Here is an 11,947-nt window from a genome sequence, read left to right as displayed (position 1 = left end):
GTCTGAGACCTCCCTTTACTGTCAACTCTGACAGGTGCGCTCGCGCTGATTTTGCAGTTTGATGCAAGGTGGCGCCGCGAACCTGGCGCGGTCAGGCGAGCGAGTGCAAGGGAGCACGACAATGAAAGGTATTTTCAGTAGTTACGATGAAAAAACCGGAAGGGGCACTATCACGCCGAAGCCGTCGGGACGCTGCCTTTCCTTCGCCGAAGCCACAGGGTTTTTTCTGACTGCAAAAGAGTACCGATTCAGCATTCCATTGGCAGATGCCCTGCAGTCGAACATCAAAGTAGGCGGCGAGGTCGAGTTCCAATTGCCCAAAAGCAAAAATGGAAAAGTGAAAATCCTCCGGTATTGAGCAACCGTTCGCAAAGCCGCTGAAAACGGGACGGCGGTTTTTGATGATCGTCTTCTGATCGTTCCCACGCGCCGCAAAGGAATGCAGCCCGGGACGCTCCGCGTCCCTTCCAAAGCCGAACGCGGAGCGTCCGTTGAGGCATTCCCACGCAGGAGCGTGGGAACGATCATCCGTGGCGCTATTGCGGCAACTCCAGATTATCCAGCGCCCGGTGCGCCGCGAGAGATAAATAATGCGTCCTCTTTCTTCCCTCCCCTTTGTACGAAAGGCGTGTCTGGAGGTGTCCTTTAAAAACCCAAGTTAAAAGGGAAAGATCGAGTGAATACCTGAATTAAACGTGGTCTGTCCCTGTTAGTCCGTCCCTGTTAGTCCACTCAACCCCTCGTAACCAAGGTTTTGATCAGGCTGTCACGCTAAAGTCCGATGATCCCGAAACCAAAGGGTGCGTTTTGAGCTAAGCCGTCCCCGTATGCCCGAGCGTAAAGGTTGAGAGCGAGTCGATGAGGTATATCTCGAGCAGGCTGAACGGCGAATCGCCGCCGCCCGGCCCCAGAGACGACGACCGATCCGGCAAAAGTGTACTGGTTGCCACCCTCCTTAATCTCAACCCTCATCTCGCGGCTCCCGGGTGCGTTGCCATACTCCACTTCTACCTCGATCATGACGCTGCGCTGCGTTAGCTCTATCGCTGTGTTCAAAGGGATTAAAACACCGTTTGCATAGGCAGCCACGACGTAAGGAGTCTGTCGTGCCACCACGGTAAAGGTCCGCGCTGCCGACACCGGATTGCTGCCATACAAGGCTTTAACCGTGATGCTGTGAGCGGTGGCACTGAGCGCCTTCAGTGGCAGTGTCCAGTTGCCGTTGGCATCGACCAGGACCTCACCTTTTGATGTGACACCGTCGAAGATCTCGACTTTCTGATTGGGGGATGCCTTGCCGCTCAGCGTGACTGAGGTATCGAAGGTCGTTCCCCCCTGCGTGACTTCGCCGACGGAGTCCCTGACCGTGGTGATGGTCGGGGCCGTCGCTACCGCCACGGTAAAGGTCCGCGCTGCCGACACCGGATTGCTGCCGTACAAGGCTTTAACCGTGATGCTGTGAGCGGTGGCACTGAGCGCCGTCAGTGGCAGTGTCCAGTTGCCGTTGGCATCGACCAGGACGTCACCTTTTGATGTGACACCGTCAAAGATCTCGACTTTCTGATTGGGGGATGCCTTGCCGCTCAGCGTGACTGAGGTATCGAACGTCGTTCCCCCCTGCGTGACTTCGCCGACGGAGTCCCTGACCGTGGTGATGGTCGGGGCCGTCGCTACCGCCACGGTAAAGGTCCGCGCTGCCGACACCGGATTGCTGCCGTACAAGGCTTTAACCGTGATGCTGTGAGCGGTGGCACTGAGCGCCGTCAGTGGCAGTGTCCAGTTGCCGTTGGCATCGACCAGGACGTCACCTTTTGATGTGACACCGTCAAAGATCTCGACTTTCTGATTGGGGGATGCCTTGCCGCTCAGCGTGACTGAGGTATCGAAGGTCGTTCCCCCCTGCGTGACTTCGCCGACGGAGTCCCTGACCGTGGTGATGGTCGGGGCCGTCGCTACCGCCACGGTAAAGGTCCGCGCTGCCGACACCGGATTGCTGCCATACAAGGCTTTAACCGTGGTGCTGTGAGCGGTGGCACTGAGCGCCGTCAGTGGCAGTGTCCAGTTGCCGTTGGCATCGACCAGGACCTCACCTTTTGATGTGACACCGTCGAAGATCTCGACTTTCTGATTGGGGGATGCCTTGCCGCTCAGCGTGACTGAAGTATCGAACGTAATGCCGCCCGCAGCCACTTCCCCTTTGGAATCCCTTACCGATGTAATAGTCGGCGTTACCTCTGCGACGACGTTCACCAACCAGGCCGGCGATTCTCCCTCAGAGCCATAGCTTGCTTTGGCAACAAAGCTGTGCGCGGCAAGGGTCAGTCCCGTCACCTCAAGTTCCCATTTGCCGGTGCTGCCATTCACCTCCGCGCTGCCTATCGAGACAGCCCCGTTAAAAATTTCAACTTCCAGACGAGGCGTGGCGGTGCCGCTCAGCTTGATAGTGGTATCGGATGTGATCCCGTTGTTAGGTATTTCCACTCCTCCGGAGTCCTTCACCGAATCAATGGCAGGCGTCAGTGCGTCCGAAAGAGTAAAGATTCTCTCGGCAGAGACTTGGCCCGTTCCGTAGTCTGCTTTCGCGGTGAATACCCGCGTCCCGATACCCGCGTCCCGATACCCGCTAACGTGGTTTCGTAAGTCCATTCGCCATCGGCATTGACCGGCCATTTTCCTTTGGAGGAACTTCCCTCGAACAGCTCTACTTGCTCCAGTGGTGTAGCAGTTCCGGTCAACTTCACCTGAGGATCGACGGTGCCACCGTTATGCGGGATTTCCTTGTTCAGGGAGTCCCTTACCGAGGTGATTTCCGGTTTCAAATCAATCGGAGGCGCGTCAGTTACCGTGGCGTTGGCCGCGCTGGAAGTCCCCACCAGATCGCCGTTGGGTTTGCGCAGTTCGTAGGTCACCGTGACGACACTGCTAGCGAAAATCCGGTCGTTGGGTACTTCAAGCACGCAGCGGATTTTTTGCCCGAACTCATCCTGTTCGACCTTGCCGCGGACGACAACCACCACGTCGCCCGGTTGCCCCGTGTTCTTAGCGGTGTAAGTGGCAATCACATCGTGGCCCACCACAAAGCGGGCATCCGAGGTCAACACGACCACTGACAACGCTTTGCCCGCCAGTTTTATCAGATCGATGATGCCCGGGTCGTCGTTTGAGTCGCTCGGCACTTCCCGCAAGATCGGCATCGGCAATAGATCGCCATCCAGATCCTCATCCACCGTGTGCAACGGCGACCATGGCGCATCGGTGTCCGGGCCGTTGCCGAGCTGGTCGGTGACCGTGAAGGAAAAATGCAATTTTTTATCCAGCCGTTGCGCTTTTTCCAGGTAGGCGCGGGTGATGGTGAAGCAGATGGTGATTGGCACTTCGGAGCCGGGATTCGGCGGTTGTGGCGCCTGATTCGGGTTCACCCTGGGTTTGGGGTCGAGGTATTCGCCGTTGCACTTGAGGGTGATGAGGTCGTAAGCCCGGCAGTACGGATAGGCCACGCAGATTTCGGCGCTGACGAATTCCGGGCCGACGCCGTTCTTGATGGTGTCTGGCAGCAACAGTTTTAGCTCGGAGTGGCCGCCGGGCTCGGTCAGGCGATCTTTCAGGCCGGGGCGGATGCGGTTGTAGAGCATTTCGAGCGGTGGTTCGGAGGTGCCGATGTTGCTGCTGCCGCGTTTGATGGTGTAGTACAGCTTGTTGACCCAGTCTGGATGCAGGCGACCTTTGGGAATGCGGAGTGTGGTGCGAGCGTTTGGGTCCTCAATGGTTTCGCTGTCCAGCGCAGCTGCTTCGCCCTCAAGCCAAAGCTCCATGACGTCACCGGGGTCCATGGTGCCCGACAGTGGTGGGTCGACGAGGACGACCGCACCTTCACCGTCGGTGACCAAGTCATAAGCCACCAGAGGCACGCCGATGTGCGCACCTACCACGGGCGTGGTCTGGCCGTTTACGATGGGCGGACTCAGGACGAGAACGGTGTTGTCCGGTGGGGTTGAGGTGGTCATGAATAACGCTCCTGCGCGGCGAAAACGGGCATGGGTTATCAAAGCGCTTAGTGACGGATTGCGCACCTGTCAGATCTGACAGGTGTCGATGGGTTTCGGACGACTGGTCGGGTTGAATAGTGGAAAATGGAGCCCGCCATCGCGGTGGATTGGACGGCAGGTTTATGTGCTGTAGAGAGGTGTCGATTGGTCGTCAGCTTTCGCGAGCAGGCTCGCTCCCACAGGTCCGGTGTGTAAATGCAGGTTTTTTGACCGTTTCCGCGCGCTGCGAAGGAATGCCTCAACGCATGCGCCGCGTTCGGCTTTGAAGGGGACGCGGAGCGTCCCTGGCTGCATTCCCACGCAGAGCGTGGGAACGATCAACGATCATCGGTGGAGCTATTGCGGCAACTCCAGATTATCCAGCGCCCGACTCACCGCCAGCTCGCCGAGCATGATCAGTTGCGCAATCCCCAGCAGCGTTCTGCGCTGCGACGCGGGGATGAGGTTGGCGAAGTCATTGGCGATGGTTCTGGCCGAGGCGAGGGTTTCGCAGGCGTTGGCCAGCAGTTCTTCGTTTTTGAAGTCGGCGGTGACGGCGTACATCGTGCGTTTTTTACGCGGCGGTGGCGGGGAGCCGGGCGGGCAGAGGTAGTGATCGAGGGCGCGGTCGGCAGCGTCGTGGAGTTTGTTGGAATCGAGGGATTCGTAGGGGGAGGTGGGGTCGGTTTCGGGTGGATTGGGGGTTGGTTTGATCATGGTGGAGCTCCTGAGGTTATGGAGCCACTCTTTTCCCTGTCGCTAAACAGGTGAAGGTGGCAGCTGTACGCAGGTTAGCGAACCGGTCTCAGGCACCCCGGTAGACCCGAAGGTCTCCCGCATACAGCCGCCATAACGTTATTGCGGGCGAAGATCTCCGCAACGTTGCTACGAACGCTGATGCACTGAGAGAGTCCGGGTCGCTAAACCCGATCGCTGATTCGTCAGCGACCGGACCACAATAGAACCCGACCCCAAAGCGCACAAGCCGGCGGATTCTGGCTTGGCTGTAGGCAATGGCGCAAGGATTTGTAGTTTGGAAGGCGTGTCTGGAGGTGTCTTTTAAACGGCTTCGTTTAAAGCAAGAAATTTGTGCCGGACATAAGGGCCTCATCGCGAGCAGGCTCGCTCCCACAGTTTGGAATGCACTTCAATCTGACATTTGGAATGCTGTCCCCTGTAGGAGTGAGCCTGCTCGCGATGGTTTTTCAGTCGATGAATTCGAACCAGACACACCGCTATCGCGAGCAGGCTCACTCCTACAGGGGGCGTGTTTATCCCTTCCTGTTTCATCTCCCCGGCAAAAGTTGGAAGGCTTCTTGCAATAGCCGCCGTGCGCCCACTCGGGGCGTCAAAAGTTTGCTTTAAAGGAACGGGGAAAACCGGTGGATCGCTCTCAGTTATTCAACACTGCTCGCACAAACGTTGCCGACCTCAGTCGAGGCAATCTGGGCGTGCCGTTGTTGCTGCTGGTGATGCTGGCGATGATGATGTTGCCGGTGCCGCCGTTCCTGCTCGACGTGTTCTTTACCTTCAACATCGCGCTGTCGATTGTGGTCCTGCTGGTCTGCGTGTATGCGCTGCGGCCGCTGGATTTTGCGGTGTTCCCGACCATTCTGCTGGTCGCGACGCTGTTGCGACTGGCACTGAACGTAGCCTCGACGCGGGTGGTGATGCTTCACGGTCAGGACGGCCACGCCGCCGCCGGTAAGGTGATCCAGGCCTTCGGTGAGGTGGTGATCGGCGGTAACTACGTGGTCGGTATCGTGGTGTTCGCGATCCTGATGATCATCAACTTCGTCGTGGTGACCAAGGGTGCCGGGCGGATTTCCGAGGTGAGCGCGCGCTTCACCCTCGATGCGATGCCCGGCAAACAAATGGCGATCGACGCCGACCTCAACGCCGGCCTGATCGATCAGGCCCAGGCCAAGGCGCGCCGCCAGGAAGTCGCGCAGGAGGCCGAGTTCTACGGTTCGATGGACGGTGCCAGCAAGTTCGTCCGCGGTGACGCCATCGCCGGCCTGCTGATTCTGTTCATCAACCTCATCGGCGGCATGGCCGTCGGTATCTTCCAGCACAACATGGGTTTTGCTGACGCCGGCAAGGTGTACGCCTTGTTGACCATCGGTGACGGTTTGGTGGCGCAATTGCCATCACTGTTGTTATCGACAGCGGCGGCGATCATGGTGACCCGTGCTTCCGGCTCGGAAGACATGGGCAAACAGATCAATCGGCAGATGTTCGCTTCGCCGAAAGCGCTGGCCGTGGCCGCAGGTTTGATGGCGGTGATGGGCCTGGTGCCGGGCATGCCGCACTTCTCCTTCCTGAGCATGGCCGCGCTGGCCGCGGGCGGCGCCTACCTGTTCTGGAAAAAGCAGAACGTCGCCAAGGTCGTGGCGCTGGAAGAGGTCAAGCGTCAGCAGGAACTGCTGCCGTCGCCGGCCCGCGCCATGGAAACCAAAGAGCTGGGCTGGGACGACGTGACGCCCATCGACATGATCGGCCTGGAAGTCGGCTACCGCCTGATTCCGCTGGTGGACCGCAATCAGGGTGGGCAGTTGCTGGCGCGGATCAAGGGCGTGCGCAAGAAGCTCTCGCAGGATCTGGGCTTTCTGATGCCGACCGTGCACATCCGTGACAACCTCGACCTGGCGCCGAGCGCCTATCGCCTCACGCTGATGGGCGTGATCCTGGCGGAAGCCGAGATCTACCCGGATCGCGAACTGGCGATCAACCCGGGCCAGGTCTACGGCACGCTCAACGGTATCAACGCCAAAGATCCGGCTTTTGGCCTGGAGGCGGTGTGGATCGAAATCAGCCAGCGCGCCCAGGCGCAGTCGCTCGGCTACACCGTGGTCGACGCCAGCACCGTGGTTGCGACGCACTTGAACCAGATTCTGTACAAGCACTCCAGCGAGCTGATCGGCCACGAAGAAGTCCAGCAACTCATGCAGTTGCTGGCCAAGAGCTCGCCGAAACTGGCGGAAGAGCTGGTGCCGGGTGTGGTGTCGCTGTCGCAGTTGCTCAAAGTCCTGCAAGCGTTGCTCGCCGAACACGTGCCGGTGCGCGATATCCGCAGCATCGCCGAAGCCATCGCCAACAACGCCGCCAAGAGTCAAGATACCGCCGCGTTGGTGGCCGCCGTGCGGGTCGGCGTATCCCGTGCAATCGTCCAAAGCATTGTAGGCACTGAGTCCGAGCTGCCTGTGATCACCTTGGAACCAAGGTTGGAACAGATATTGCTCAATAGTCTGCAGAAGGCAGGACAAGGCTCGGAAGAGGGTGTTCTGCTGGAGCCAAGCATGGCCGAGAAGCTGCAACGTTCGCTCATCGAAGCGGCGCAGCGTCAGGAAATGCAAGGTCAGCCGGTGATCCTGTTGGTCGCCGGCCCGATCCGCGCGATGCTCTCGCGCTTTGGCCGCCTCGCCGTCCCCGGACTGCATGTGCTGGCCTACCAGGAAATACCGGACAACAAGCAAGTGACCATCGTTGCGACAGTAGGGCCCAACGGCTGAGGTAGTGGTTTATGCAAGTTAAGCGTTTTTTCGCCGCCGATATGCGTCAGGCCATGAAGCTGGTTCGCGATGAGCTGGGCGCTGATGCCGCCATCATCGGTAACCGCCGCATTGCCGGCGGCGTCGAGTTGACGGCAGCACTGGATTACAAATTGTCGGCGCTGGCGCCACGGGTTCCGAACATGGAACTCGAGGACGAGCTGCGCAAGACCCAGTCGCGCATCGTCACCGCACAGGCCGAATTGAGCCTGCGTGGCGAAGCCGACGGCAACACCAATCAGCAGTTGTTCGCCGGGCTGCCGTTGACGGCCGGCCTGCCGCTGACCGCTGCCGAACCGTTGACCGAGCCGACCTACGCTGCACCGGCGCGTCCGGCCGCAGCGCCTGCGCAGGCTTCGGCGGGCGTCGATCCGCGTGCGCTGGATTCGATGCGTTTTGAGTTGAACAGCCTGCGCGAACTGATGGAAGTGCAGCTCGGCACGCTGGCCTGGAATCAGCTGCAGGGCAGCCGCCCGGCGCAAGCCAATCTGTATCGCCGTTTGCAGCGCATTGGCCTGTCGGGCCCGCTGTCGCGCGATCTGCTGGCGATGATCACCGATATCGAAGAGCCGCGTCAGGCCTGGCGCATGTTGCTCGCGCATCTGGCGCGGATGATTGCCGTACCGGAAGTCGAGCCGCTGGAAGAGGGCGGTGTGATTGCGATGGTCGGCCCGGCGGGCATGGGCAAGACCACCACGCTGGCCAAGCTGGCGGCGCGTTATGTGCTCAAGTACGGCGCGCAGAATGTGGCGCTGGTGAGCATGGACAGCTTCCGCATCGGTGCGCAGGAACAACTCAAGACCCTGGGGCGCATTCTCAATGTGCCGGTGACCCACGTCGATCCGGGCCAGTCGCTGGTACAGGCGCTCGATCCGCTGCTGCGCAAGCGCGTGGTGCTGATCGATACCGCCGGCCTGCAGGCCAGCGATCCGGCGCTGCGCATGCAGCTGGAAAGCCTGGCCGGGCGGGGCATTCGCTCAAAAAATTATCTGGTCCTGGCAACCACCAGCCAGAAACAGGTTCTAACCGCCGCTTATCATAGTTACAAGCGTTGCGGGCTGGCCGGCTGCATTCTGACTAAACTGGATGAAACAGCCAGTCTTGGTGAAGTGTTGAGCCTGGCGATCAGTCATGAATTGCCGGTCGCGTACCTGACCGATGGCCCACGGATTCCGGATGATCTGCATCTGCCGCGCCGTCATCAACTGGTCAGCCGCGCCGTCAGCGTGCAAATGCAGGAAGAACCCAGCGAAGAAGCCATGGCTGACATGTTCGCTGATATCTATCACAGCCCGACCAAGCAGGTTGGCTGAGGTAATCATGAACAGTTTTTGTACCTACATCGATGGTCTGCCACGCATTGTTCCGATCCGGAACGCGCAGCCAGTAATGTGGCCTCCGTCTATGCAAGACAAGGTAAAGAAATAACATGGGCAGCATGCATCCCGTACAGGTGATCGCGGTGACCGGCGGCAAAGGTGGCGTCGGCAAGACTAACGTGTCAGTGAACTTGTCGCTGGCGCTGGCAGAGCTTGGCCGTCGGGTCATGCTGCTGGACGCCGACCTCGGTCTGGCGAACGTCGACGTTCTGCTGGGGCTGACCCCCAAACGCACGCTGGCCGACGTGATCGAAGGCCGCTGTGAACTGCGCGACGTGCTGTTGCAGGGCCCGGGCGGGATTCGCATCGTGCCGGCGGCGTCCGGCACGCAGAGCATGGTCCACCTGAGCCCGGCGCAGCACGCCGGCCTGATTCAGGCGTTCAGCGACATCGGCGACAATCTCGACGTGCTGGTGATCGACACCGCTGCGGGCATTGGGGACTCGGTGGTCAGTTTCGTCCGCGCCGCGCAGGAGGTGTTGCTGGTGGTATGTGACGAGCCGACCTCGATCACCGACGCCTACGCACTGATCAAATTGCTCAACCGCGATTACGGCATGAACCGCTTCCGCGTCCTCGCCAACATGGCGCAGAGCCCGCAGGAAGGGCGCAACCTGTTCGCCAAGTTGACCAAGGTCACGGACCGTTTCCTTGACGTCGCCCTACAATATGTCGGCGCCGTCCCGTATGACGAAAGCGTGCGCAAGGCCGTGCAGAAACAACGCGCCGTCTACGAAGCCTTTCCACGCTCCAAATGCGCCCTGGCTTTCAAGGCCATCGCGCAGAAGGTCGACACCTGGCCGCTACCGGCCAACCCGCGCGGCCATCTGGAGTTTTTCGTCGAGCGTCTCGTGCAGCAAACCGCAGGGCCTGTGATATGACCGCCAGTGGCATGAATCTTTACAAGAAGTCGGCGCGTGACGCGCAGTACGAGTTGATCGAGCGTTACGCGCCACTGGTCAAGCGCATTGCCTATCACTTGCTGGCACGGTTGCCGGCCAGTGTGCAGGTCGAAGACCTGATCCAGGCCGGGATGATCGGCCTGCTCGAAGTGTCGACCAAATACGACGCCAGCAAGGGCGCCAGTTTCGAAACGTACGCGGGCATTCGAATCCGCGGCGCGATGCTCGATGAAGTGCGCAAAGGGGACTGGGCGCCACGCTCGGTCCACCGCAATACCCGGATGGTCAGCGACGCGATTCGCTCGATTGAAGCTAAAACCGGCCGTGACGCTAAAGATCACGAGGTTGCGGCCGAACTCCAATTGAGTCTCGACGATTATTACGGGATTCTGAATGACACTTTGGGCAGCCGCCTGTTCAGTTTCGACGACCTCTTGCAGGACGGCGAACACGAAGGGCTGCACGAGGATGGCGCCAGTGCTCATATGGAGCCGTCACGCGATCTGGAAGATGAACGCTTCCAGGCCGCGCTGGCGGACGCGATTGCCAATTTGCCGGAGCGTGAGCGACTGGTGTTGGCGCTGTACTACGACGAAGAGCTGAACCTCAAGGAAATCGGTGAAGTCCTTGGCGTCAGTGAATCGCGGGTCAGCCAGTTACACAGCCAGTGCGCGGCCCGTTTGCGGGGGCGTTTGGGGGAGTGGCGAGCGCGCTGAAGGCAGTGTGGGGACACTGCGAAACGAGGCTGGTGCGGTGATGAACGGCGCCGGTCTCGATCCGTTGTGCTCCAGACAAACTTTAAGTGCTGCGCCAATTGATTGAAGTGGCGCGTCCAGGTGCTGGGCGCGTTTAAGACTGCTTGGAGGTCGAATTGAACAAAGACATGAAAATCCTCATCGTTGATGACTTCTCAACGATGCGGCGGATCATCAAGAACCTGCTGCGCGATCTTGGGTTCACCAACACCGTCGAGGCCGATGATGGCGTAACCGCCATTCCGGTCCTCAACAGCGGCAGCATCGACTTTCTGGTAACGGACTGGAACATGCCGGGCATGACCGGTATCGACCTGCTGCGCCACGTGCGCGCCGATGAAAAACTCAAGCACCTGCCGGTGCTGATGGTGACCGCTGAAGCCAAGCGCGAGCAGATCATCGAAGCCGCTCAGGCCGGTGTGAACGGCTACGTGGTCAAACCTTTCACGGCTCAGGCGTTGAAAGACAAAATCGAGAAGATTTTCGAACGCATCGGCTGAGAACGCGCGGGGGAGCTATGGAGCATAACGAATCTTCACAGGGCGATTTTGAATCGACCCTGAAAAAACACGCGGTCGAACTGGTCGAAAGCCTTGAAAAGGGCAGGTTCGGCGACGCGGTGCAACTGATCCATGAGCTCAATCAGACCCGTGACCGTGGCCTGTATCAGGAAGTGGGCAAGCTCACGCGTGAACTGCACAGTGCGATCGTCAATTTCCAGATCGATCCGCACATGCCGCAGGCCGAGGAAGTGTCGCAAATCACCGACGCCACCGAACGCCTGGGCTATGTGGTCAAGCTGACGGAAGCCGCGGCCAACCGCACCATGGATCTGGTGGAAAGCGCCACACCGGTGGTCAACAGTCTGGCCGATGAAGCCCAGACGTTGAGCGCCGATTGGGGTCGCTTCATGCGTCGCGAGGTCGGGGCTGAAGAGTTCCGCGAGCTGGCGCGCCGGGTCGACGGTTTTCTGTCACGCAGCAGCACGGACAACCGTGCGGTGTCGAGCAATCTCAACGACATCCTGCTGGCCCAGGATTACCAGGACCTCACCGGTCAGGTGATCAAGCGCGTGACCCAACTGGTCACCGAAGTCGAAAGCAATCTGCTCAAACTCGTCCTCATGGCCAGTCAGGTCGACCGCTTTGCGGGCATCGAACATGACCGTGCTGCGATGCTTGCCGAAAAAGATCCACAAAAACATCTCTCGCAGGGTGAAGGTCCGCAGATTCATGCCGATAAACGAGAAGACGTTGTGTCCGGTCAGGACGATGTGGACGATTTGTTATCCAGCCTTGGATTCTAGAGTTTCGGAATTTCGGGTTTTTTGGGTTT

10 protein-coding genes are annotated in these 11,947 nt (G+C 59.5%); 7 read left to right on the top strand and 3 right to left on the bottom strand.

The window, feature by feature from the left end; translation table 11 throughout:
* Positions 1 to 121: 121 nt before the first annotated feature.
* On the top strand, positions 122 to 358 hold the full coding sequence (locus tag J3P75_RS19990) for a hypothetical protein (RefSeq protein WP_434707911.1): 237 nt from the start codon (positions 122 to 124) through the stop codon (positions 356 to 358).
* A 413-nt stretch (positions 359 to 771) separates the two neighbouring features.
* Here J3P75_RS19990 and J3P75_RS19985 read toward each other — a convergent pair whose 3' ends face one another.
* From J3P75_RS19985 to J3P75_RS19975, 3 genes are all read right to left on the bottom strand, one after another.
* Positions 772 to 2,481, bottom strand: coding sequence for a hypothetical protein (locus tag J3P75_RS19985; protein WP_434707910.1), 1,710 nt, complete (start codon positions 2,479 to 2,481; stop codon positions 772 to 774).
* Positions 2,482 to 2,516: 35 nt separating this feature from the next.
* Positions 2,517 to 4,004 carry a hypothetical protein gene (locus J3P75_RS19980; RefSeq protein ID WP_434707909.1) on the bottom strand — a complete coding sequence of 496 codons (1,488 nt, stop codon included), beginning with the start codon at positions 4,002 to 4,004 and terminating at the stop codon, positions 2,517 to 2,519.
* 378 nt (positions 4,005 to 4,382) lie between these two features.
* Complete coding sequence (locus J3P75_RS19975; protein ID WP_258451999.1) at positions 4,383 to 4,742, bottom strand: DUF6124 family protein; 360 nt, start codon at positions 4,740 to 4,742, stop codon at positions 4,383 to 4,385.
* Positions 4,743 to 5,407: 665 nt separating this feature from the next.
* On the opposite strand from J3P75_RS19975, the gene flhA reads away from it, so the two are divergent.
* The 6 genes from flhA (at position 5,408) to J3P75_RS19945 (ending at position 11,918) form a co-directional block, all read left to right on the top strand.
* The gene (gene flhA, locus J3P75_RS19970) at positions 5,408 to 7,537 is read left to right on the top strand and encodes a flagellar biosynthesis protein FlhA (RefSeq protein WP_090282372.1); all 2,130 of its coding nucleotides are present in this window, start codon (positions 5,408 to 5,410) and stop codon (positions 7,535 to 7,537) included.
* An 11-nt stretch (positions 7,538 to 7,548) separates the two neighbouring features.
* Positions 7,549 to 8,889 (top strand): flagellar biosynthesis protein FlhF, encoded by a 1,341-nt coding sequence (gene flhF / locus J3P75_RS19965; RefSeq protein WP_208938226.1) that lies wholly within the window; start codon positions 7,549 to 7,551, stop codon positions 8,887 to 8,889.
* A gap of 116 nt (positions 8,890 to 9,005) precedes the next feature.
* Positions 9,006 to 9,836, top strand: a complete 831-nt coding sequence (fleN, locus tag J3P75_RS19960) for a flagellar synthesis regulator FleN (RefSeq protein ID WP_016771060.1) — start codon at positions 9,006 to 9,008, stop codon at positions 9,834 to 9,836.
* A complete protein-coding gene (gene fliA, locus J3P75_RS19955; RefSeq protein WP_016771059.1) occupies positions 9,833 to 10,573 on the top strand; it encodes an RNA polymerase sigma factor FliA in 741 nt (246 codons plus the stop codon). The genes fleN and fliA overlap by 4 nt, the downstream gene beginning before the upstream one ends.
* A 167-nt stretch (positions 10,574 to 10,740) precedes the next feature.
* Positions 10,741 to 11,112, top strand: a complete 372-nt coding sequence (locus J3P75_RS19950) for a chemotaxis response regulator CheY (RefSeq protein WP_161986607.1) — start codon at positions 10,741 to 10,743, stop codon at positions 11,110 to 11,112.
* A 17-nt stretch (positions 11,113 to 11,129) separates the two neighbouring features.
* Positions 11,130 to 11,918, top strand: coding sequence for a protein phosphatase CheZ (locus J3P75_RS19945; RefSeq protein ID WP_042607546.1), 789 nt, complete (start codon positions 11,130 to 11,132; stop codon positions 11,916 to 11,918).
* Positions 11,919 to 11,947 lie beyond the last annotated feature (29 nt).

It is taken from the genome of Pseudomonas sp. R1-1 (assembly GCF_051132135.1).
GTDB lineage: Bacteria > Pseudomonadota > Gammaproteobacteria > Pseudomonadales > Pseudomonadaceae > Aquipseudomonas.
The sequence above is the reverse complement of the archived record's forward strand: the minus strand, read 5'-3'. Positions and strand labels throughout refer to the sequence as shown.

What these genes read in the sequence shown, in the direction of transcription:
- fleN (WP_016771060.1), top strand. Translation starts at nt 9,006, where the DNA reads ATGGGCAGCATGCATCCCGTACAGGTGATCGCGGTGACCGGCGGCAAA.
- flhF (WP_208938226.1), top strand. Translation starts at nt 7,549, where the DNA reads ATGCAAGTTAAGCGTTTTTTCGCCGCCGATATGCGTCAGGCCATGAAG.
- fliA (WP_016771059.1), top strand. Translation starts at nt 9,833, where the DNA reads ATGACCGCCAGTGGCATGAATCTTTACAAGAAGTCGGCGCGTGACGCG.
- J3P75_RS19975 (WP_258451999.1), bottom strand. Translation starts at nt 4,742, where the DNA reads ATGATCAAACCAACCCCCAATCCACCCGAAACCGACCCCACCTCCCCC.
- J3P75_RS19980 (WP_434707909.1), bottom strand. Translation starts at nt 4,004, where the DNA reads ATGACCACCTCAACCCCACCGGACAACACCGTTCTCGTCCTGAGTCCG.
- J3P75_RS19990 (WP_434707911.1), top strand. Translation starts at nt 122, where the DNA reads ATGAAAGGTATTTTCAGTAGTTACGATGAAAAAACCGGAAGGGGCACT.
- J3P75_RS19945 (WP_042607546.1), top strand. Translation starts at nt 11,130, where the DNA reads ATGGAGCATAACGAATCTTCACAGGGCGATTTTGAATCGACCCTGAAA.
- J3P75_RS19950 (WP_161986607.1), top strand. Translation starts at nt 10,741, where the DNA reads ATGAAAATCCTCATCGTTGATGACTTCTCAACGATGCGGCGGATCATC.